Genomic DNA, 22,397 nt, shown 5'->3' on the forward strand with positions numbered 1-22,397 from the left:
ACCTCGGGCGCAGGAAATGATGCACTAGCGGGTGATCTGGTCGATCTTTTCGCCGATCCAGTTGAGCAACGTGTCGAGCCCCCTTTTCGCCAGCACGGTCGAAAGAGGTTCTTCCCCATCCATCGGCGCAGGCCGGACGACCGGAAGGGGAGCCTCGGGCGCATCCCGCGGCGTTGCGGTCATCACGTCGTGCCATATCTGCGCGGGCAGGTTGGCGCCGGAAACACCATGCATGGCACTGTTGTCATCCCGCCCGACCCAGACACCGGCGACATAATCGCCGGCGAAGCCGACGAACCATGCGTCACGGGCATCGCTGGTGGTACCGGTCTTGCCGAAGGCCTGCCGGCCGGCGAGGGCAGCCGCCCGTCCCGTTCCATCGACAACCACCGCCTTGAGCAATTCCCGCATTTCGGACAATTGCGGCTCGCCAATGACCTTCACTTCGGCTGGCACGTAGGAATAGAGAAGGTCGGCCGACGCATCCATGACCCGCTCGACAGCGAATGACGGATGGCGGATACCACCCGAATCGAAAGGCAGGTAAGCGGCCGTGAGTTCCAGAGGTGTCACTTCGGACGTTCCCAGCGCGATCGACGCCACCGGGCGCAATTCGCTCTGGATTCCGAACTGCCGCGCCTTTGCAATGACCCGGTCGACCCCTGCCCCCTCGCTGAGGCGCACGGCTGCCGTATTCAGCGATCTGGCAAACGCCGTCTCCAGCGTGACCTCGCCGTAATACTTGTTGCCGCTGTTGCGCGGCTGCCACTTGCCGATCCGGATCGGGGCATCCTCGACCCTGGATTGCGCATGGAGCCCCTTGTCCATCGCCGCCATGTAGACGAACGGCTTGAATGCCGAGCCCGGCTGGCGGGGGCTGATCGCCCTGTTGAACCCGTCGCCGCGATAGGTTCGGCCACCGACCATGGCACGCACCGCACCATGGTCGTCGAGGAGCACGACAGCGGCCTGAAGTTCCGGATGGCCGGCAAGGCGATCGGCGACCGCGCGATCGGCCGCGAGTTGCAGCCGCCTGTCGAGTGTCGTCGACACGATCCAGTCGCGATCCGGCTTGCCGAGATACTGCGTGAGACCGTCGAGAACATAGTCCACGAAATAGCCGGCGAAATCGGCGCCGCCACGAGCGGAGATCGTCACGGTCTGGCTGGCGGCGGCATCGGCTTGCGCCCTGTCGATCATCCCCGTCTCGACCATGCCGTTGAGGACCGTCTTCTCCCTGGCCCGCGAAAGGGCGAGGTCGTTGGTCGGCGCATATCGCGACGGTGCCTTCAGCAGGCCGGCGATCATGGCGGACTCGGCCAATGTCAGATCGGCCGCATTCTTGGCGAAATAGCGCTCGGCGGCAGCCTGCACGCCATAGGCCCCCGCGCCGAGATAGACCCGGTTGAGGTAGACCTCAAGGATCTGCTGTTTGGTCAGTCGCGCTTCGAGCCACAGGGCCAGCACCAGTTCCTTGAGCTTCCGGGTCAAGGAACGTTCCGGCGTGAGGTAGAGGTTCTTGGCCAGCTGCTGGGTGATGGTGGAGCCGCCCGCGACCACGCCGCCGGCACCGAGATTGGCCACCAGCGCCCTTGCCGTGCCGAACAGGTCGAGACCGAAGTGACTGTAGAAGCGGCGATCCTCGGTCGCGATCACGGCCGCCTCGACATAGGGGCTGATCTCGTCGAGCCGGACATAGTCCGGGCCGACGGCCCCCCGTTCGGTGACGATGGAGCCATCCGCCGCGAGGACGGTCACCCGCGCCTGCCGGGCGTTCTTGAACAACTCGTTCGTATCCGGAAGATCGGGACCGACCCAATAGAAAATGGCCACCCAGAGAACCAGTCCCAGCACCATCAATGCCGGTATCAGTCCGATCAGACGGCGAAAGATCCCCGTGCCCGACGAGGATCGGGTTTTCGACGCCGTGCCGCCGCCACGCGGCTTGCTCCGGCGGCCACTCCTGTCGCGAGCCATGCCTGTCGATACCGTTTCGATTGCAGATCCACCATCCGAGATGACACTCCGTTCGCCAGTTGACAAGGGTGCAGGCTCCGCCGAAGCCGCTTCACGACCATCGGGCGATGCGCAAGGAGGAGGACATGGCGCGACGGGGACAAGCTCCACGATCGAGTGACAAGGCTAGGGACGGAATGCTAGCATCCGGCAGAATTCAGCGCGTCGGACTGGAGTGAGGCTGGCAATGAGTGACATCCCGATCCTGCTGCCCGATCCCGACGATCCCCGCCTGACGCGGATGATCAGCGGCATCGACCAGGACGGCCGCACGGTCGAAGCGCCCATCGTCCATGAACGCCCTTTGACACTCTTCCTCAATTCGCAGGAAATCGTCACCATGATGACGATCGGTGACCATCCTGAATATCTGGCTTTAGGATACCTTCTCAACCAGAACATGCTTCGTCCTGACGACGAGATCACCTCCATCGACCATGACGACGAGTTGGAAACCATTGTCGTGCGCACGGCACGCGAGACCGACTACGAAGAGAAGCTGAAAAAGAAGGTCCGCACCTCCGGCTGCGCCCAGGGCACGGTCTTCGGCGACCTGATGGAACGATTCGACGAGATCGGCCTCGATCCGGATGCGCGGCTGCACACGAGCTGGCTCGCGTCGCTGACCAGGACAATCAATACCACGCCCTCGTTGTATCTCAAGTCAGGCGCCATTCATGGTTGCGCACTCTGCCAGCAGGACCGCGTATTGATTTATATGGAGGATGTCGGCCGTCACAATGCGGTCGACAAGATCGCCGGATACATGTTCCGGTATGGCATCCCTCCCCACGACAAGATCTTCTACACGACCGGTCGACTGACCTCCGAAATGGTGATCAAGACCGTGCAGATGGGCATCCCGATCCTCGTTTCCCGTTCGGGTTTCACCGCCTGGGGCGTGGACCTGGCCCGCCGAGCCGGCCTGACGCTGCTGGGACGTGCCCGCGGCGAACGTTTCCTGGCCTTGTCAGGGACCGGGCGGCTGGTGTTCGACGCCCGTCCCGACATCACCGGCGATGAACCGGAGAGCTATCGCCGTCAGGGCAGCCGCGGCTTTCAACGCCGCTGACGTGATGGACACCCGCCCGCCACGGCCCGTCAGCGCTTGCGTTCGCGTCCCGTGTCACCGCGGAAGCGGAAGGCCGGACCGCGCTCGACGGCGATGGTCAGCATCATGTTGAGCGCTGCGAGGCTCGGTTCGAATTCCACCTTGCCCTTGCCGGCAAGCTCGAACTTCGGATCATGGGCCGGGGCCATGACCGGTGCCGGAAGGCCGGCATAGAAGGTCAGGCCCCGTTCGAAGCCCATGAGGCTCGTGGCGATGCGGGCCTGATCGTGATACATGGCGATGACGGCATCCACGCCGCTGTCCAGCGCATGCCTGAAGATCGCTTCGGCGGTGAACGGGCCTTCGCAATCGATCCCCTCCTCGCGCACGCGGGCAATGGCCGGAATGACCATCGCGCGCTCCTCCCCTGCGGCATCGGTGATGGTCGGGTTGAGACCCGTGAGGGCGATCCGCGGCGTCTGCAACCCCGCGGACCGCAGGGCACCATGCACGACCTTGCAGACCTTGAAGATCGCATCCTCGCTCAACAGTCGCGGCACCTCGGCAAACGGTGCCGGCCCGGTCACACTGGTCACCCAGAGGCTCGACATCGCCGCGATCTCGCAGGCCGGTTCACCAAGACCAAGGAAACTGCCGATGACTCCAGCGACACTACCACCCGGCAAGTCATCTTCCTTGGGCAGAGGTTCACTCACGGGCATCATCAGCAGACCGGCAACGTCACCGCCCTGCACCAGTTCGAGCGCACTGCCGAGCATTCGCACGGCGGTAAGGCCGCCGGCCCTCGACTGTTCACCTGTCGCAATATCCTCCGGTGCGATCGTGTCGGTCTGCAGATGCAGCACCTTGCCGCCATGCAGGCCACGCAACAACGGATTGAAGGGTTGCAGGGAGAGGCTGATGCCCGCAGCCTTCTCGCCCATGGCGATGACCGAGCGGTCACCGACCAGGACCAGGTCGGCATGTTCGTGGCTCTCGGGTCGTTTGGCCAGTCGCACGGCCAGCTCGGGGCCGACACCTCCCGGGTCACCCAACGTCACAGCGATCAACGGTCTGGTCAGGGTCATCACGAAATTCGCTCCCGTTCTCGCAAAGTGAACGGTGAAAAACTATACACGAAACATTGCAAGGTCGTTAAAACTTCCGTGCCGGACTGCCAAAAGCTTCCGGCAGCCACCGCTCCCGCGGACGATGGTCTTCATCGGTCGTCATCCGTCTCCTGTGCATGCACCCATGCCACCAGACCGTCGACATCCGCGACAATCATCTCGCCGCGATTGCCCTTGATGATGCCGGCGCGCTTCAGTTCGCCGAACGTTCTCGTGACGGCCTCGCGGTGACTGTTGACCCTGGCGGCAATTTCCGCGTGTTTCGGTGGCGGTCTCAATATGGCTATGTTATCCGAAATCATGCCTTCGCGCGTCAGCCGCAACAATTCCGAGCAGATCCGCACGGCCACCGGCGCGTTGAACTCGTAGATCCTCTCGGAGAGGGAGCGCACCCAGCCGGTAAGCTTGCGCAGCGTGTTTTCGGCGACCTCCGGATGGCAACGAACAATCTCCATGAAATCCGCCGAAGAAATGGAGGCGACGGTGGTGACGGTCTGGGTGATGACATTGGCGGACCGGGGTTGCCGGTCGATGGCAGCCAGCTCGCCGAAGCTCTCGCCGCTCCTGAGGTCGCGAAACGACACCTCCCGCCCGTTCGGCGAAAAGATCGTGGCACGGGCGGTGCCGTCAAGGATCATGTACACATCGCGACTGTCGTCGTTGTAACGACACAGGGACTGGCCCGCATCGTGGCGGCGCACGTGAACCCTGTCGGCAATGGCACGGAGCCGCTTGTCGTCGAGACCGGCAAAGAAATCAACGCGTGACAATGCCGAAAGAAGCTCACGCGCTGTCAACACCGCCGAGTTCTTCGTCATTTCACCCGCCCCGCTCTTCGACAAAAGCATAAAGGCCACATGCACTGCCTTCTCAAGTCCACCGCGACAACGTGGTATCATCACTGACGAACGCATGGACCGGAACATCCGCCCCGCCGCTTCCGGATGCTGAAACAATGTCCCGCACACCCACCGGAACAATCGCCGCCGTGCCGACACCCTGTTATGGCTAACCGGCGTCGACTGCAATTGGTCATGAGACAGTGAGGATCGATGACGAACGGTGCGGAACTGCTGATCGCCCAGGCACTCGAGCTTGGCCTCGACACCTGCTTTGCCAATCCCGGAACGACCGAATTGCCCATGGTCCTCGCGCTCGATTCGCGCCCGGGCCTGCGCAGCGTGCTCGGCCTGCACGAGAATGTCTGCAGCGGTGCAGCCGACGGCTATGCCCGCATTGCCGGCAAGCCGGCGATGACCATCCTCCACCTTGGTCCCGGCTTCGCCAATTCGATCGCCAACCAGCACAATGCGCGCCGGGCCTTTTCTCCCGTGATCAACTTCGTCGGTGAACATGCCAGCTGGCACATCGCCGCCGACCCGCCCCTCAACAGCGACATCGAAAGCCTCGCGCGTCCCGTTTCCGCCTTCGTCCGTCGCTCGATGAGCGCCGGCGGAATACCCCGCGACCTGCGGGAGGCCCACGCCTCGGCCATCAGCCGCCGGGGGTCGGTATCGACACTCATCCTCCCCCACGACCACCTCCTCGCCTCCGCATCCGAAGATACGCTCGGACCGTGCCTGCCCCGCACCGCCTACCCCCAGCTCGATGACGACAGCATCGAACAGGCGGCACGCCTGCTGGACAAGGCGCAGCGGCCGGCCATGCTGATCGGCGGCAATGCCCTGCATGGCGCGGGGCTCGCGGCTGCCGGACGGACCGGGGTGACACTGATCGCGGAAGGAAGCTTCGCCCGGCTCGAAACCGGCCGTGGCCGGCCGTTCATGCTGCGCCTGCCCTATTTCCCCGATCAGGCCAAGGCCATGCTCGACCGCTTCGATGCGGTCGTGGTGTGCGGCACGAAGCTGCCGGTGTCGTTCTTCGGCTATGACGATCACCCCAGCCGCTACCTTGACGGGCGCGACGACGTCGTCCAGATCGCCGGTGCGGACGATGACGCGGTGGGAGCCATGCAGGCCCTGGCAGAGCGCTTGCGGCGCAAGGGCCTGCTCGGCGATGCCCCGGAAATCGTGCAGCCTTCGCCCGGCGATGCCCTCACCACGGCGAATCTCGCCGATATCCTGACGATGGCAATGCCCGAGGATGCGATCTCGGTGGTCACCGCCGTATCCAGTGCCGCCGATTTCTACACGCGATCGGCGGCCGCCGCACCGCACACCCAGATTGCGCTCACCGGCGGTGCCATCGGCGAAGGATCGGCACTGTCGCTGGGTGCTGCGGTCGCCGGCGGCGGCCGCCCGGTCGTCGCCCTGGAGGCGGACGGCAGCGCCGCCTATATCGTGCAGGCACTCTACAGCCATGCCCGCGAGGGCCTCGACATCACCACCGTCATCTGTTCCAACCGGCGCTACAACATCCTCGACGTCGAGGTACGGCGTGCCGGCGTGCAGAACGCCGGGCCCCACACGCGTTCGCTGGCCGATCTCGGCCAGCCGCCCATCGACTGGGTATCGCTGGCCAGAGGCTTCGGCGTTCAGGCCTCGCGCGCCACCACGGTGGAAGAACTGGACAAGGCCCTGCGGCGCGGCATAGCCGAACCTGGCCCCAGCCTCATCGAGGCCGTGATCTGAACCGGTTCGCCTCCATTTGGACGGGCCTCGGGGGCGCTCATCGGGGCATGTTGCTGATGGCGCTCTCCGCCTTCGGTTCATCGATCATGAATGCCGGCATCCGCATCACCTCTGCAGAGTTGCACAGCTCCGAGATCGCATTCTTTCGCAACCTGATCGGTATCGTCACGCTGGCACCCCCGGCGATCAAGGTGGGGCTGCGCAACACGCTCGCCACGAGCAGGTTCAGCCTGCACGCACTGCGTGGCGTCCTCAATGCCACGGCCATGCTGTGCTTTTTCCACGCGGTCACCATTACCCCGTTGGCAACCGTCGCGGCTCTGGGATTTACCGCACCGCTGTTCGCGACCCTGCTGGCCATTCCGCTGCTGAAGGAGGAGGTGGGCCCGCGTCGCTGGGCGGGCCTCGTCGCCGGCTTCGCCGGCGCACTCGTGGTGATCCGTCCCGGCCTTGAAACGATCACCCTCGGCGCCTTCCTGCTGTTGACGGCATCCCTCGCATGGGCAGGAGCGCTCATCGTCATCAAGATCCTCGCCCGAACGGACAGCAGCCTCACCATCACCCTCTACGCCGCCTGCTTCCTCACCCCCATCACCTTCATCTTCGCGTGGCTGCACTGGCAATGGCCAAGCTTCGAGGCGATGATGATCCTCTGTGCCATCGGCTTCTTCGGCTCGATCACCCAGATGGCGCTGGCGCAGGCCTTCCATGAAGCCGATGCGAGCCTGGTGCTGCCGCTGGACTTCACCAAGCTCGTATGGGCCAGCCTGTTCGGCTATGTCCTGTTCGACGAGATCCCCGATATCTTCGCGATCATCGGTGGAACCATCATCCTGATGTCCGTTGTCTACATTGCCTACCGGGAACGCAAGGCGGGATGACAATTCCCCGGATGACCATCCGCTTGCGCGAACCCCGCTGCATGTCACCGCCCCATGCCCGCTCGCGACGAGCGGAACCCGGTCAGTTCATGTGCTTTTCGAGGAATGAGAGAACCGTTTCAGGGTGACGGCCGAAATGGTTGTAGCCATCGCGGAAGCGGCGCGTGGTGTTCTCGATCCAGAACAGTTCCTTGTCGCTGCTGCCAAGCAGATCGAAGGTTTTCTGTCCATCTTCCGGATTGCGGGTCCAGGCATCTTCGAGCACCTGCACCATGAGCACGGGCATCGCGACGCTCGGTGCCCATAGATGCGGCGTCATCTCGGCGGCGACGAAGGCACCCATCTTCAGAAGTTCGAGATCGATCAGTTCCTGATATTGCTGCACGCCCTGAAGCTCGGAGAACGCATCGTAGATGGCGGCCATCGACACCACCATCGGGCTGACCATGCAGCGAACGTTGGAGAACAGTTCGGGCCGGCGGTGAATAGCATGGTACTGGGAGTTTCCTCCCATGCACTGGCTGTAAAGACCAACGGTCATCTTCGACAGTCGTGGATGATTATCGACGAAGTTCTTGACCCCGACACAGTCGCGCCATTCCCACTGGCCGATTCCGCTGAGACCGCCATTGGCAGCACCGCTGTTGCCGTGATTGCGGATATCATAGGTCAGCACATTGTAGCCGGCGTCCGTCAGGTGCTTGTACTGGATGACGAAATCGATCTCGACACCGTCATAGCCGCTCCATGGTTCGCCCAGATGGCCCGGAAACCCGGCACGGCACATCGGCAGTGCGTGGTTGAAGATCACCAGCCTGTCGCTTTCACCGCCCTTTGCCGGAATGTACCAGGCTTCCAGCGGCACGCCGTCATCGGACGGGATGACGAGCTCTTCCCAGCCGGTCATGCCGTAATCGTCCGGGGTCTTGAAGATCACGCTGCGCAGGGGCCTGACGATACCCGCCAGCCCCCTGACCTTGGCAAGATCCTCTGCGGAGATGGTTTCAAGCTGGCTGAGCGCCTTTTCCATGCGCTCCTTCGACATGCGTCCCACAGAAATCTACTCCATTTTGTTCAAACCCGCTATCTGGCGGCTATCATACTCCATGGTGAAGAACAATCGGGATGCGTACAAGCCCGACAGGTCAATCGCCGGATCGCAGGTAATCCGGCAGCGCTGTGCCGGGCTTCAGGCGCGGACATGGGACAGGCTCGCCGAAGCTCGTGATGACCGGTTGCAGCCCGGCCCAGACGGGCAGATCATAATCCTCTTCGTCATCCGCCGGGGGACCGCTCGAAATCTTGGCCGCCCCCTCGTCGATATCCATCCCCATGATGGCGGTCGCCTTGAGTTCCTGTGGAGTCGGTGGCCGCAGCGCGGCATTGCGCCCCGGCCAGAGACGGTCGATGAAGGTACCGAGCATCCGGTCCTTTTCCGCCTCGTCCTCGACCATCTCCGGCCGGCCGATGAGCATGAGGGAACGGTAACGGGCCGAATGGTGGAATCCCGAACGGGCCAGCACCAGCGCATCGACATGCGTCACGGTGAAACAGACCTCGCCGCCGCCCTTCTGGCCGCGCAGCATCTTCGATGCGCTGGAGCCGTGCCAGTAGACCCGGTCCCCCTCGCGCCAGTACATCGTCGGTGTGGCATAGGGCGTGCCATCGATGACATAGGCAATGTGGCAGAGCCAGCCGGCATCGAGAATCGCCCTCGCGGTCGCGATATCGTAGCGGCCGCGCTCGTGCAGTCTCCTGATCCGGGTGCGTTCGGTCCTGGCAAGGTCGTTCATCGTCGGTCTCCTGTTTGGCGTGACACGAACCTTTCGTCAAAATGGCTTCAGATCGAGACCCATTCTGGTTATCAAGATAGAGCCAATTTCGATTGAGACAGGACCGGTTGACACCGCTGTTTCGCTTGACGCGGCAAGGCCGCGGGGTGTTCATAGCAATCGGTTTTCATACGGGGATGGTATCGGAAAAATGACGAAGAAACGCCTGCGCAGCCAGGACTGGTTCGACAATCCTGACGAAGCGGACATGACCGCGCTTCATCTTGAGCGCCAGCTCAATTTCGGTCTGACCCGCGAGGAGCTGCAATCGGGACGGCCGATCATCGGCATCGCCCAGACCGGCTCGGATGTCTCGCCCTGCAATCGCCACCATATCGACCTTGCCACGCGTGTGCGCGACGGCATTCGCGATGCGGGCGGTGTGCCGCTGGAGTTTCCGGTTCATCCCATCCAGGAGACGCTCAAGCGGCCGACAGCGGCACTGGACCGCAACCTGCAATATCTCTCGCTGGTCGAAATCCTTTACGGCTATCCCATCGACGGCGTGGTGCTGACCACCGGCTGCGACAAGACCACTCCGGCCATGATCATGGGAGCCGCCACGCTCAACATCCCGGCCATCGTGCTCAGCGGCGGGCCGATGCTGAACGGCTACTACAAGGGCGACTATGCCGGCTCCGGCATGATCGTCTGGCATGCGCGCCAGCTGATGGCCAAGGGCGAGATCGGTTATGACGAATTCATGGACATGGTCTGCGCCTCCGCCCCCTCGGTGGGCCACTGCAACACCATGGGCACCGCCTCGTCGATGAACGCCATGGCCGAGGCGCTGGGCATGACCCTGCCCAGCTGTGCGGCGATCCCCGCCCCCTATCGCGAGCGCGGACAGATGGCCTACGCCACCGGCAGGCGTTGCGTCGAGATGGTCAACGAGGATCTCAAGCCTTCGCAGATCCTCACCCGCAAGGCGTTCGAGAACGCCATTTTCGCGGCCGCCGCCTGCGGTGCCTCGACCAACTGCCCGCCGCATGTCATCGCCATCGCCCGTCACATCGGTGTCGAACTCGACATCAAGGACTGGGAGATGGGCCACGACATTCCGCTTCTTGTCGACATGCAACCTGCCGGGAAGTACCTCGGCGAGGACTATTATCGGGCTGGTGGACTTCCCGCAGTCGTCGAGGAACTGCGCGGCAAGGGCCGCTGGCACGACGACGCGATGACCGTCACCGGCAAGACCTACGGCGAGAACCAGGACGGGCTGACCATCGACGTCGACCGCAAGGTCATCCGTTCCTATGACGAACCGCTGATGCCGGAGGCCGGGTTTGTCATCATTTCGGGGAATATCTTCGACAGTGCTGTGATGAAAACCTCGGTGGTGACGCCGGAGTTCAAGGACAAGTACATGCAGGATGGCGGGTTTGTCGGTCGGGCCGTCGTCTTCGAGGGGCCCGAGGACTACCACCACCGCATCGACGATCCCTCGCTCGACATCGACGAGGACTGTTTCCTGTTCATCCGCAATTGCGGTCCGATCGGCTATCCGGGTGCGGCCGAGGTGGTCAACATGCGGCCGCCGGCGGCTCTCATCAAGAAGGGCATCAAGGCTCTTCCCACGATCGGCGACGGTCGCCAGTCGGGAACCTCCGAGAGTCCGTCGATCCTCAACGCATCGCCCGAAGCCGCCGCCGGCGGAAATCTCCGCATTCTCAAGACGGGGGATCAGGTCCGCCTCGACGTGCACAAGCGCAGCATGGAAGTCCTTCTCTCGCCGGAGGAAATCGCCGAGCGACAGAAGACGATGAAACAGGAAATTCCTCCGAGCCAGACCCCCTGGCAGGAAATCCAGCGCTCACTGATCGGTCAGCTTTCGACCGGTGCCTGCCTTGAACCGGCGGTGCTGCATCTCGACATCGTCGCGAAGCACGGCTCGCCGCGCCGCAACCACTGATCCCGCCAGACAGTCGCCTGCTGGCGGGTGTCAGTATCTGACCAGATGAGATTCACCCCGGAGGACAGTGTCCTGCGGGGTGAAGTCTTTTCCGATCATTACCCGAACGGGACTTTTCATTAGCCTGACAGTGTCTTCACCTGTGAAGGGAGAAGACTTGGCATTCCCTTTATGAAGATTTACCCATATACCATTAAGGATCATTTAATTGATATTCTATACTAAAATAGCCTTCTCATCACGTGGAAGGCTCGATGCAGAATTCCGGGACGGCCGCCTGGCTCCACTCCCTGATCGAAGAAGATGCCAGTCATCCCGTCCTGCTGGTCGATGGAGAGGGACGGGTCTCGCTCAGTCCCGCCTTCGCCCGGCTGATCGGTCCACTGTGCGCGACAGCCTCCTCACCGGACGATGACCTTGAGCTGGCGGGCCATCTCGGCACGGACAATGCCAGTCGTCTTCGATCCGCCCTGGCGGAGCTTCGCGACCGGGACACCACCCGCTGCACCCTCGAAAGCATCGCGGACGATAGCTCGATCATTCTTGAACTGTGTAAATTTCCCAATGGCATGGTTGCGGGAATACTCAGCCCCGATACCGATCCCGTCACGTCCGCCAGAGCCATTTCACAGCGGGACATGCTCGCGCGCGCGCTCAATGTGCTTCCGCTGGAGATTTCCATCAAATGCGCCTATTCCCGGCGCTACATCTACTTCAACAAGTCCTCGGTAGTGCCCGGGGATCTCCTGCGGAACGATCCGATCGGCAAGATGCCCGAGGAGTTCCTGCCGCCCGACATCGCGGCCACGATCCGCGCGGAAGACGACCATCTGCTGACCGCGGGCCGGACCACCATGACAAATCTCGTCGAAAAGGACGGTCAGGTTTACTGCAGCACGCGCCAGCTTCTCCTGGATGAGGACGGTCAACCCGAGTACATCATCGCCTGTTCGGAGAATGCCTCCGATCTCATCAATGCCGCACGTGCGCGCGATCTCAGTTCGACGATACTCTACCGGGCGGAAGTTCTCGCGCGACAGGGCAGCGCCTATGTCAATCTCGTCCGGAACCGCGTTCACGCCTCGCCCAATCTGCGCAATCTGCTCGACATGGGGCCAAGCGAAACACTTGACGACCTGTCGGCAATTTTCGCCGTCTTCAGGGGGCCGAGTGCGGTACGACTGCACGATATCACGAGGCTGGCCATCGAGGTCGGCCCGCAACCGTCCTTCGATGTCGACATGATCCGTCGCGATGGCGCGGCGATCCATTTCGAGGTCAGCTTCAATGTCGACCGCAAGGACTCCGGCGAGCCCGAGGGCCTGCACATCATTTTCCACGACATGACGGACCGCCGGCTGGCCGAGGCCGATGTTCGCCATCTGGCATTTTTCGACCAGCTGACCCAATTGCCCAATCGCACCCGATTCAGCGAAATTGTCGAGAACGCCATCATCTCGCGGGCGATCGACAACGCTCCCATCGCCATCGCCCTGGTCGATCTCGACGGTTTCAAGTCGATCAACGATCGTCACGGCCACCAGATGGGCGACAAGGTGCTGCAGATCTTCGCCGAACGCCTGTCGGGCACTCTCAAGCGGCGCGACCTGCCCGCACGCCTGGGTGGCGACGAATTTGGCGTGTTCCTCGAATCCTGCGCCACCGAGGACCATGTCCGCATCACCTGCGAGCGGATCGTCGCCCGCGCCGGCGAACCCTTCATCATCGACGGCCACACGCTGCAGATCGGCGCATCCGTCGGCTATACCATGCTCAGGGCCGCATCGACATCCCTCGACGACCTCATTTTCCATGCCGACCGGGCGCTCTACCGGTGCAAGGGCGCGGGCAAGAGCTGCGCTGCCGGCATCGTCAACCTCGACGATGCGAAGGCGCCGGAGCGGCACGACGGGTAGTGCTGCCCCATCGTATGGTAAGCGGTGGGGATCCGTGGCCGGGGAATGGAAATGGTGGCATGAAGATCATGTTACGAAGAATGACCCGGTCGGGTGGCAGGACACAAGAAAATCATGACAGTGGCAACACGTCGGTGATTTTCCTGATATGTCATGCAACACACTGACGAGGCGGTCGCCAGTATTCGTCGGTTCCCATCTGTCGAAAAATGCAACTCATAGATGTCGACAAGGGGGAACTATACAAGCGATGGAGAAATGATCGCCTTGAGGTTATTGCTCGGGCAACACCCTTGCGCAAACATGCAACAGTTTCCCGTGACTTCCCGCCGCCCTTTCGCCTTCACCAGATTTCACTGGTCTTGACCGGCATTCGGTGGGAAACGGGTTCCGAGAAATCCTGTTCGCTCAGCTGAGGAAAGTTATCGTATGAAAGTCGGCATTCTCGCTGGTGGCATGGGCTCCAGGCTCGCCGAAGAGACCGTCATCAGGCCGAAACCCATGGTTGAAATTGGCGGCAAGCCGATCATCTGGCACATCATGAAGCACTATGCCCATTTCGGGCACAAGGATTTTGCGATAGCGCTCGGCTACAAGGGCGAGATCATCCAGAAATACATGGTCGACTACTGTTCGCTCAGCGGCAGTATGACTGTCGACCTGGCTGCCGGCGAGATCCGCCGCCATGGCACGCCCGACATCGACTGGCGCGTCGATCTGATCGAGACCGGCCTGAACACCCAGACCGGCGGCCGGATCAAGCGGCTGGCGCCGCACCTGGGCAAGGAGACCTTCCTTTTGACCTGGGGCGACGGCGTTTCCGACGTCGATATCAACGACCTCGTCGCCTTCCACAAGCGGCACGGCAAGCTCGCCACCGTCACGGCCGTGCGACCCCCTGCCCGCTTCGGGCGCCTCGACATCGATGGCGACATCGTGCGCAGCTTCGAGGAAAAGCCGCAGATGAGTGAAGGCTGGATCAACGGCGCCTTCTTTGTTCTCGAACCGAAGATCTTCGACTATATCGACAACGATATGACTCATTTCGAGCGTGAGCCGCTGGAGAATCTGGCCAGGGATGGCCAGCTGGTGGCCTACCGCCATACGGGCTTCTGGCAGTGCATGGACACGTTGCGCGACAAGGTCCGTCTCGAACAGTTGTGGGAAAGCGGCGACGCCGCCTGGAAGACATGGGAGTGAATGCCATGCGGGTGCTGGTCACCGGGCATGATGGCTACATCGGTCAGGTTCTCGTGCCGATGCTGCAAGAGGCAGGCCACGAGGTCACGGGAATCGACTGCGAACTGTACAAGGGATGCGATTTCCCCGGGCAGAAGCGGCCGGAACTGACGACCATCATCAAGGACATCCGCGACGTCGAGCGCAGCGATGTCGAGGGCTTCGATGCGGTGCTGCATCTGGCAGGGCTGTCCAACGACCCGTTGGGCGACCTTGAGCCCGACACCACCTATGCGATCAATCACAAGGCTTCGGTGCGGCTGGCCGAGCTCTGTCGCGATGCCGGTGTCGGTCGCTTCGTCTTCTCGTCATCCTGCAGCAATTACGGTGCCGCAGGCGATGATTACCTGGACGAACAGGCGGCATTCAACCCGGTCACGCCATATGCCGAAAGCAAGGTGTGGACCGAGCGCGATGTGGCACCCATGGCCAGCGACAGCTTCACGCCGGTATTCCTGCGCAGTGCCACGGCCTATGGCATGTCGGCCCGGCTGCGCGGCGACCTCGTCGTCAACAATCTCACCGGCTATGCCTTCACGACGGGCCATGTGCTGATCAAGAGCGATGGCAAGCCCTGGCGGCCGCTCGTGCATATCGAGGACATCGCCCTGGCCTTCAAGTCGGTGATCGAGGCTCCGCGCGACGTGGTGCACAACCAGGCCTTCAATGTCGGCGCGACAAGGGAAAACTACCGGGTGCGGGAAGTTGCCGACCTGGTGGCGAAAATCGTGCCGGATTCGGAAGTGACCTTCGCCGGCGACGCCAGCCCCGATTCGCGCAACTACCGCGTCAATTGCGACAAGATCGCCAGGACGGTGCCGGGCTTCGAGCCGAGATGGACCCTGGAAGCCGGCATTCGCCAGATCTACGAAGCCTACAAGGCGGCATCGTTGCGGGAAGCGGACTTTCTCAGCTCGCGCTATCTGCGGGTGAAGCGGGTGCGCGAACTCATGGCCGAGGGCAGGATCGACAACCGGCTCGTGCAAATCGCGAAGGCAGCCTGACGATGCGCATCGATGCCTGCCGGGCCTGCGGCTCGACGCATATCGAGACATTCCTCAGTCTGGGCGACCTGCCGCTCTCGGATGGTTTCGTCCCGACCGAGAAGGAGGCGCGCGAGGCCAGCCGCTATCCGCTCGACGTCGCTTTCTGCCACGATTGCAGCCTTGTCCAGATCCTGCATACCGTGCCGCCGGAAGAGCTCTTCGGCTCGGACTATCCCTATTTCTCGTCGTTCACCGACACGTTGCTGAAGCACTCGCGGGCCAATGTCGAGGCACGGATCGCCGAGCGGCAGCTCGACGGTTCGAGCTTCGTCATCGAACTGGCCAGCAATGACGGCTACCTTCTCCAGTATTATCGCGATGCCGGCATTCCCCATCTCGGAATTGACCCGGCACCCGGACCGGTCAAGGCGGCACTCGACCGCGGCATCGACACCCGCCTCGCCTTCTTCGGCCTCGACTATGCCCGCTCGCTGGCAGCCGAAGGCATCGGCGCGGATGTCATCCATGGCAACAATGTGCTGGCGCATGTGGCCGACACCAACGGTTTCGTCGCCGGCATCGCCGCCCTGCTCAAGCCCGGCGGTGTCGGCGTGATCGAGGCGCCCTATGTGCGCGACCTGATCGATCACGGCGAGTTCGACACCATTTACCACGAACACCTGTGCTATTTCTCGGTGACCGCTCTCAAGGCGCTGTTCGCCCGGCACGGGCTCTATCTCAACCGCGTGGAGCGTCTCGACATCCATGGCGGCTCGCTGCGCCTTTTCGTCGAGAAGACGGACGCTCCGACACAATCCGTTCTCGACCTGCTGGCCGAGGAACACGAACTCGGTATCGACGGATTCGGCTACTACGCGTCATTCGCGGACCGGGTCAACGGCATCCGTGCCGGGCTCGACGAGATGCTCGGTGCCATCAAGGCGAAAGGAGCTTCCGTCGGCGGCTATGGCGCCGCCGCGAAGGGCACGATCCTGCTCAACTATTTCGGCATCGGACAGGAGACGCTCGATTTCGTCGCCGACCGCAATGTCCACAAGCAGGGGCGCTGGATTCCCGGTGTCAGCCTCCCGATCGTTTCGCCGGATGTCATCGAACAGCACAAGCCGGACTATCTCCTGATCCTTCCCTGGAATTTCAAGGACGAGATCATCCGCCAGCAATCGGCCCATGCCGAACGCGGCGGACGTTTCATCATTCCCATCCCGGAACCTCATCTGAAATGAACGCGGTTTCCTGCAAGGCCTGCGGCTCCACCGACCTTCACAATTTCTACGAGATCAGCAGCATTCCGGTGCATTCCTGCCTCATGGTCGACAGCCGCGACAAGGCGCTGGCCTTTCCCAGGGGGGATCTGCAACTGGGGTTCTGCCGGTCCTGCGGGTTCATCCAGAACAATCTGTATGAACCGGAGCGGCAGAACTACTCGCCCGACTACGAGGAAACCCAGGCGTTTTCTCCAAGGTTCATGAAGCTCGTCGCCGAAATCTGCGATGACCAGAACGCGAAGTACGATCTCGACGGCAAGAGTGCGCTTGAGATCGGTTGCGGCAAGGGCGAGTTCCTCATGGCCCTGTGCGAACGCACCGGTTGCACGGGCATCGGCATCGATCCCGGGTTCCGCCCCGAGCGAGTGCCCGACCATCTCAAGGGTCGCATCGAATTCATCCAGGATTTCTACGGTCCGGCCTACAAGCATCTGGCAGCCGATTACGTCTGCTGCCGTCACACGCTTGAACATATCGGTCCCGTCGGGACCTTCATGCACCTCGTACGGGAAAGCATCGGCGACCGTCTGGCGACGCCCGTGTTCTTCGAGCTTCCGGCCATGGAGCGGGTGCTCGACGAGCAGGCGTTCTGGGACATCTACTACGAGCATTGCAGCTATTTCACGCTGGGTTCGCTCTCGCGCCTGTTCCGGCGCACGGGCTTCGATGTCCGTGAACTTTACCGGGTTTACGATGACCAGTACCTGATGCTTGAAGGCTATCCGTCGAAAGCCCCGACCAGGGAACACCTGGAGGCGGAAGACGATCTGGCCCTGATCGCGCACAAGGTCGAGAGGTTCGAGGCTGCCATCGGCGGTCGCAAGGCGTCGCTGATCGGCGATGTCGAGCGCTGGACCGGCGAAGGCAAGAAGGTCGCCCTGTGGGGATCGGGATCGAAGGCGGTATCCTATCTGACGACACTGGGCCTCGCGGAGAGGATTTCCGCTGTTGTTGATATTAATCCTCACAAGTGGGGAAAGTTCCTCGCAGGTGCAGGAAACGAGATCGTCTCGCCGGCAGCCCTGAAAGACATCCGGCCCGACGTCGTACTGGCCATGAACCCCATCTACGTCGCGGAGATTGGCCACGATCTCGAAAAACTCGGCATACGCTGCGAGCTTGGGGCCATCTGACCCGTTCCCCGGCCTGCGCGTTGATCCGGCATTCCATCATGGAAACGGCCCCGATTTGGTAACAGGTCGGGGCCGTTTCCATGATGGTGCAGGAGGTCAGGTCCGGTATGGATCCGGTCCGGTCGAGTGGTCGCGCAGTGGCATGCATGACCGGACTCTCTATGGCCTGCCGGTCATAGACCACGACAATACCAGAAAAGCGGCACAGGCACCCGGCTGGATGCTTGTGGTATTCACCCGGTCCGTTTCCGACAATCCGTGGTCCCGTACCAGTCCTCAGGATGAAAGGCGGGAATGTTCCCCGCTGGAAGATACTGGCCGGCGGCGAATAGGGGCAATATTGGACAAACCGGGACTGTCACTGCGATCGTCGTCGAAGTCACCGTCGCGAGCGCTTTCCCCGCCCTTGCCACGGCTGTCACGCGGAGTGATCAGCCTGCGATAGGCCGATTCACATATGGAAGCCGTATGATCCCAGCTGCAATCCGCCACGACCAGATCGCGCGCGGCCTGCCCCAGACGCTGAACGAGGCCACGGTCATCATGCAGCCGGATCATCGCCTCGGCAAAGGCGGAAGCATCGTGGTTGGGCACCACGAGACCGTTCTCACCATCCTTGAGCAGTTTTGCCGAACCGGCGCAGGCGACGATGGCCTTGCCCGCGGCCATGTAGTTCAGCAGCTTTTGCGGAATGCCGTCGCAGTCGGCACGGGGAAGAACCGCCATGGTCGACGACGCAAGGCGATTGGGAAGCATCTCGAAATTGTCGGCCTCGAGATCGATGGCATCCCGGATGCCCAGATCCCGCACCTTCTTCTCGAACGGCCCGAAACTCGAACTCGCCGCCACCATCAGGCGCATCTGCGGCCGTGCCTTGCGGGCGATCGCGAAGGCGTCGAGCAGCACGTCGAACCCCTGATAGCCCGCCAGCGTGCCCGTGTAGATCACACGGCCCGGATCGGCGGGACGGCAGTTCGCGGAGGAGGTGAAATGATCCACCTCGACACCGTTCATCGCGACATCGACCTGCGACGGCAACATGTCGTGATCGTTGACCAGGCGATCCCGGATGTCCCGGGTAACGGTCAGGACGTGATCGGCCATGCGCGGAATGCGCCGGTCAAGCCATACGCCCAGCTTGCGAATCATCCCCGACCCGCGATAGGGCCAATAGCTCGGAAGCTCGGAAGCCAGCATGGTATGGGCGTCGTAGACCACCGGCGTTCCCGTCCCCCGGCGCGCCCAGCACGCTGCGAGCAGGCCTTCATAGTGATGGGCATGGATCACGTCGAACGGGGCATTGCGCAAGACGCGGCGCAGCAACCGGGAGAGTGCCGGATCATAGAAGGCCAGCTTGCTCCAGGTGGGGCCGGGAGCAAGCGGCTCAACCTCGGTTCGCTTGTAGATCCGGTGAAGGCGGTATCCCCCCGCCGAAGGCGCATCGCACAGGTGATAGCTCACGACCTCGACCTCGTGCCCGCGTGCTATCAGGGCCTCGGTCAGGCGTTCGATCCTCAACGGTGTCCCACGACGCGCGGGATATGGACATGCGGCAACAACGGCAATACGCAGCGACATAGACAATTCCAATTTGCCGGCAGACTTTCAACCGAACCATCTCACGGCAGATGGCCGGACCACGACGACGGTCATATATTCGCATGCCCGGCTGCACACAGCCACTTCATTGTGGGCACAGTCGCCTCAGGGGACTCACCTGTTGTGAAAAGGGCGCAACAGCAAAAAGGCGACGCGGACCCTGTTATTTACTACAGAATAACTTCTCACACTTTAGAAGAGAAATTCCTGAACAGCTCCAGTGGAATGACTTTCAGGACAAGCAAAATACCCAGATAGAGCACACCCGAGATGCATGTCGACAGGAACCAGTGCAGCCCGACCATCGCGAACAGGAGCAGGCAGCCGACGAACACTCCGCCCGCGGCCAGCATGATGGCCAGGCGACCGAACCCGAAAGGCTGCTGGTTTTCCCTTGCCGACAGCCAGAGAAGCCCCCCCAGGATGATGAATTCATTCAGGGTCGTCGCCAGCGCCGCCCCGATGAACGAATGACCGGGGATCAGCAGCATGTAGAGGATCATGCCGGTGACGAAGGCCATCATGTCGATCCTGACGACCTTGCCCTGCTGGTCGCGCGCCATGAGCGCATAGCGGAACATGTGGATGCAGGCCTGTGCGGCCACGGCACCCGACAGGAGTTGGAGGGCCGGCGCACCGCGCTCGTACTCCTGCCCGCCGATCAGGTTGAGGACCTCTTCGGCATGGACAAAGAGGAAGGCCATGGAACCGATGCCGAAGACCAGCATGGTATCGACGGCCGAGGTCAGCCGGCGCCTGAAGAGCTCCTCGTCCCGCTCGGCTACCGCCCGGGAGAAGAAGCCCATCATCAGGCCGCCGAAGATGAAGGACAGGGTGGTCAGGATTTCGTAGATCTTGGTGGGAATGCCGTAGACGCCGACATCCCCCGCGGAGTGAAACAGGGACAGGATGAAGGTGTCGCCACGCACCACCGCAAGAATGAGGATCTCCGAGCAGGCGAGCGGGAAACCGACGACGACGAGATTTTTCCACACCGGGAGATTGAAGGCGAGACCGAAGGATTCGAGCTGCTCGGCCCGCCACCAGCACCAGCCGAATGCGACGATCGCTCCGACCGCCGTAGCGATCACCATCCAGAGCGTTCCACCGCCGAACCAGGCCACGAGCACGACCGCCGCCAGCGTGGCCACGCCACCCAGCGCCTCGCCGATGGCACGGGGCGTCTGCATCAGCCGCGCCTGGAAGACGGCGGCGAGGAACTCGGTCGCCTGGTAGGCGACATAGAGAACGATCGACAGCCAGATGGCGATGTGGACCGTGGGTCCGTAGGGCAGGAACACCGCCAGCAGGGCGGCGGTGGCGAGGACCACCGTGCTTGACACCAGCCGCAGGGTCAGGGCGGCCGAAAGGATCGCCTTGCGATCCGCGCCGGGCTTGGTGATCTCCTTGAGCGTCACCATGTAGAGACCAAGGTCGCCGATGACGGCCGACAGGGACATGAAGGTCAGGGCAGTCCGATACTGGCCGAACTGTTCAGGTCCGAGATGGCGGGCCATGACCGCCATGGTGGCCAGACCGACAACGACGGCGATCGCCTTGCCCAGCATGACGACGGCCATGTTTTCGGCAAGCTTGCGGCCGGTGGAACTGTTGTCGGCAAAGAGATCCTCGGCTTCGCTTCCGGACGGTTGCGTCATCGTGATCCCGCAGCCTTGCCTTCGCTGCCGGCCGGCTCGCCGTCGGTGGAATCGAAATGGCCGGGCGCGAGGCCGAAGAGCCTGATCTTGATACGTTCCGCCAGCCCGGGGAATCCGGGAAAGACCAGCGAGACCACATCGACGCCGGCGCGCACCGCATTCCAGTTCGAGACCCACCATCGGGCAAGGACGCCCATGCAGCGCAGCCTCTGCGATGGTGCAAGTCTCTCGGACATCACCATCTTGAGATATTCGCCATAGAGATGCCAGACGGGAAGGTTCCAGCCGCGCTTCTTGCGCGCATCGTGCCAGCTCTCGCGGCCGCGCACATTCTGCTGCACGCGTGTGTAGCGCTGGCTGTGCTCGCGCATCTCGATCAGCGGTTCGCGAACCTGCACCAGCTTCCCGCGCAGGGCCATCTGCGCCAGATAGGCCCGGTCCGCGCCGTGAAACGGTCCGTGCAGCAACGATCCCCGCATGGCGTCGCGACGGCAGAGGCCGAAGAAATCGACACAGGAATGCGAGCGCAGGACCATGATGGCGAACCGGTCGACGGGATCCTCGGCCGATGCCTTGAACAACTCGCTGTCATAGACGGCAAACCGGCGGCCATGCTCGTCGATGTAGTCGGTAATCGCATTGGCGAGGACAGCATCGGGCTGGCGGTCGAGGACCTCGACCATGGCCGCGATATATCCGGGCTTCATGCGGTCGTCGTGGGCGAGCCACTTGAAATACTCGCCGCGGGCTTCCTCGAAGCAGCGATTGTAGTTGGGTGCTGCACCCAGATTGGTCTCGTTGCGGAAGATGCGGATACGCGGATCGTCCGCCGCGAACCGATCGAGCATGGCAGCCGTGGAATCAGTCGAGGCATTGTCCGAAATGACGATCTCGAGATCGTCGAAGGTCTGCTCACGGGCAGAACGGACGGCATCTTCCAGGAAGGTTTCACCATTGAACACGGGGATACCGATGGTCACTTTCGGTGTCGACGAAGACCTCATGACAGGGGGGACTCTCTTCGAATCGGGACGGGTGGGTGCAAGGCATACAACTGGATGGCCGCCACGCGCAATTGCCCGACAGCTTCCCCGGGTGCCGCTCACCCCATTTGAATCACCCGGTATGCACACCGGCCACAAGGATTGGCGACGGGACCAGCCG

At 62.3% G+C, this 22,397-nt stretch carries 17 protein-coding genes; 9 read left to right on the plus strand and 8 right to left on the minus strand.

The window, feature by feature from the left end; all coding sequences use genetic code 11:
- Positions 1–24 precede the first annotated feature (24 nt).
- Positions 25–2,043, minus strand: a complete 2,019-nt coding sequence (locus H6851_16445; GenBank protein ID MCB9945197.1) for a PBP1A family penicillin-binding protein — start codon at positions 2,041–2,043, stop codon at positions 25–27.
- Between the two features lie 160 nt (positions 2,044–2,203).
- On the opposite strand from H6851_16445, the gene fdhD reads away from it, so the two are divergent.
- Complete coding sequence (gene fdhD, locus H6851_16450) at positions 2,204–3,088, plus strand: formate dehydrogenase accessory sulfurtransferase FdhD (GenBank protein MCB9945198.1); 885 nt, start codon at positions 2,204–2,206, stop codon at positions 3,086–3,088.
- Between the two features lie 29 nt (positions 3,089–3,117).
- On the opposite strand, the gene H6851_16455 is transcribed toward fdhD, so the two are convergent.
- Entirely contained in the window at positions 3,118–4,155 is a 1,038-nt protein-coding gene (locus H6851_16455; GenBank protein MCB9945199.1) for a 4-hydroxythreonine-4-phosphate dehydrogenase PdxA, read from the minus strand.
- Positions 4,156–4,286: 131 nt separating this feature from the next.
- Positions 4,287–5,015 carry a Crp/Fnr family transcriptional regulator gene (locus H6851_16460; GenBank protein ID MCB9945200.1) on the minus strand — a complete coding sequence of 243 codons (729 nt, stop codon included), beginning with the start codon at positions 5,013–5,015 and terminating at the stop codon, positions 4,287–4,289.
- A gap of 234 nt (positions 5,016–5,249) precedes the next feature.
- Here H6851_16460 and H6851_16465 point away from each other — a divergent pair, with 234 nt between their 5' ends.
- Positions 5,250–6,788, plus strand: a complete 1,539-nt coding sequence (locus tag H6851_16465; GenBank protein ID MCB9945201.1) for an acetolactate synthase large subunit — start codon at positions 5,250–5,252, stop codon at positions 6,786–6,788.
- 56 nt (positions 6,789–6,844) lie between these two features.
- Positions 6,845–7,669 (plus strand): DMT family transporter, encoded by an 825-nt coding sequence (locus H6851_16470; GenBank protein ID MCB9945202.1) that lies wholly within the window; start codon positions 6,845–6,847, stop codon positions 7,667–7,669.
- A gap of 82 nt (positions 7,670–7,751) precedes the next feature.
- On the opposite strand, the gene H6851_16475 is transcribed toward H6851_16470, so the two are convergent.
- Positions 7,752–8,699 (minus strand): alpha/beta hydrolase, encoded by a 948-nt coding sequence (locus H6851_16475; protein MCB9945203.1) that lies wholly within the window; start codon positions 8,697–8,699, stop codon positions 7,752–7,754.
- Positions 8,700–8,814: 115 nt separating this feature from the next.
- On the minus strand, positions 8,815–9,462 hold the full coding sequence (locus H6851_16480) for a pyridoxamine 5'-phosphate oxidase family protein (GenBank protein MCB9945204.1): 648 nt from the start codon (positions 9,460–9,462) through the stop codon (positions 8,815–8,817).
- A 190-nt stretch (positions 9,463–9,652) separates the two neighbouring features.
- Between H6851_16480 and H6851_16485 the strand changes: the two genes are divergently transcribed.
- The 6 genes from H6851_16485 (at position 9,653) to H6851_16510 (ending at position 17,976) form a co-directional block, all read left to right on the plus strand.
- A complete protein-coding gene (locus H6851_16485) occupies positions 9,653–11,416 on the plus strand; it encodes a dihydroxy-acid dehydratase family protein (GenBank protein MCB9945205.1) in 1,764 nt (587 codons plus the stop codon).
- A 254-nt stretch (positions 11,417–11,670) separates the two neighbouring features.
- Complete coding sequence (locus tag H6851_16490; GenBank protein ID MCB9945206.1) at positions 11,671–13,332, plus strand: sensor domain-containing diguanylate cyclase; 1,662 nt, start codon at positions 11,671–11,673, stop codon at positions 13,330–13,332.
- A 429-nt stretch (positions 13,333–13,761) separates the two neighbouring features.
- Complete coding sequence (rfbF, locus tag H6851_16495; GenBank protein ID MCB9945207.1) at positions 13,762–14,532, plus strand: glucose-1-phosphate cytidylyltransferase; 771 nt, start codon at positions 13,762–13,764, stop codon at positions 14,530–14,532.
- 5 nt (positions 14,533–14,537) lie between these two features.
- Complete coding sequence (locus H6851_16500) at positions 14,538–15,575, plus strand: NAD(P)-dependent oxidoreductase (protein ID MCB9945208.1); 1,038 nt, start codon at positions 14,538–14,540, stop codon at positions 15,573–15,575.
- A gap of 2 nt (positions 15,576–15,577) precedes the next feature.
- Positions 15,578–16,801 (plus strand): class I SAM-dependent methyltransferase, encoded by a 1,224-nt coding sequence (locus H6851_16505; protein ID MCB9945209.1) that lies wholly within the window; start codon positions 15,578–15,580, stop codon positions 16,799–16,801.
- Entirely contained in the window at positions 16,798–17,976 is a 1,179-nt protein-coding gene (locus H6851_16510; protein ID MCB9945210.1) for a methyltransferase domain-containing protein, read from the plus strand. The genes H6851_16505 and H6851_16510 overlap by 4 nt, the downstream gene beginning before the upstream one ends.
- A gap of 276 nt (positions 17,977–18,252) precedes the next feature.
- Here the strand turns inward: H6851_16510 and H6851_16515 are convergent, their stop codons facing one another.
- The 3 genes from H6851_16515 to H6851_16525 form a co-directional block, all read right to left on the minus strand.
- Positions 18,253–19,494 (minus strand): glycosyltransferase family 4 protein, encoded by a 1,242-nt coding sequence (locus tag H6851_16515; protein ID MCB9945211.1) that lies wholly within the window; start codon positions 19,492–19,494, stop codon positions 18,253–18,255.
- Between the two features lie 266 nt (positions 19,495–19,760).
- Entirely contained in the window at positions 19,761–21,233 is a 1,473-nt protein-coding gene (locus H6851_16520) for a flippase (protein ID MCB9945212.1), read from the minus strand.
- The gene (locus tag H6851_16525; protein MCB9945213.1) at positions 21,230–22,237 is read right to left on the minus strand and encodes a glycosyltransferase family 2 protein; all 1,008 of its coding nucleotides are present in this window, start codon (positions 22,235–22,237) and stop codon (positions 21,230–21,232) included. Before H6851_16525 ends, H6851_16520 begins: the two co-directional genes overlap by 4 nt.
- Positions 22,238–22,397 lie beyond the last annotated feature (160 nt).

Source organism: Geminicoccaceae bacterium (assembly GCA_020638465.1).
Lineage (GTDB): Bacteria > Pseudomonadota > Alphaproteobacteria > Geminicoccales > Geminicoccaceae > JAGREO01.

Coding starts and splice junctions, on each gene's coding strand:
- fdhD (MCB9945198.1), top strand. CDS start 2,204: ATGAGTGACATCCCGATCCTGCTGCCCGATCCCGACGATCCCCGCCTG.
- H6851_16455 (MCB9945199.1), bottom strand. CDS start 4,155: ATGACCCTGACCAGACCGTTGATCGCTGTGACGTTGGGTGACCCGGGA.
- H6851_16460 (MCB9945200.1), bottom strand. CDS start 5,015: ATGACGAAGAACTCGGCGGTGTTGACAGCGCGTGAGCTTCTTTCGGCA.
- H6851_16465 (MCB9945201.1), top strand. CDS start 5,250: ATGACGAACGGTGCGGAACTGCTGATCGCCCAGGCACTCGAGCTTGGC.
- H6851_16470 (MCB9945202.1), top strand. CDS start 6,845: ATGGCGCTCTCCGCCTTCGGTTCATCGATCATGAATGCCGGCATCCGC.
- H6851_16475 (MCB9945203.1), bottom strand. CDS start 8,699: ATGGAAAAGGCGCTCAGCCAGCTTGAAACCATCTCCGCAGAGGATCTT.
- H6851_16480 (MCB9945204.1), bottom strand. CDS start 9,462: ATGAACGACCTTGCCAGGACCGAACGCACCCGGATCAGGAGACTGCAC.
- H6851_16485 (MCB9945205.1), top strand. CDS start 9,653: ATGACGAAGAAACGCCTGCGCAGCCAGGACTGGTTCGACAATCCTGAC.
- H6851_16490 (MCB9945206.1), top strand. CDS start 11,671: ATGCAGAATTCCGGGACGGCCGCCTGGCTCCACTCCCTGATCGAAGAA.
- rfbF (MCB9945207.1), top strand. CDS start 13,762: ATGAAAGTCGGCATTCTCGCTGGTGGCATGGGCTCCAGGCTCGCCGAA.
- H6851_16500 (MCB9945208.1), top strand. CDS start 14,538: ATGCGGGTGCTGGTCACCGGGCATGATGGCTACATCGGTCAGGTTCTC.
- H6851_16505 (MCB9945209.1), top strand. CDS start 15,578: ATGCGCATCGATGCCTGCCGGGCCTGCGGCTCGACGCATATCGAGACA.
- H6851_16510 (MCB9945210.1), top strand. CDS start 16,798: ATGAACGCGGTTTCCTGCAAGGCCTGCGGCTCCACCGACCTTCACAAT.
- H6851_16520 (MCB9945212.1), bottom strand. CDS start 21,233: ATGACGCAACCGTCCGGAAGCGAAGCCGAGGATCTCTTTGCCGACAAC.
- H6851_16525 (MCB9945213.1), bottom strand. CDS start 22,237: ATGAGGTCTTCGTCGACACCGAAAGTGACCATCGGTATCCCCGTGTTC.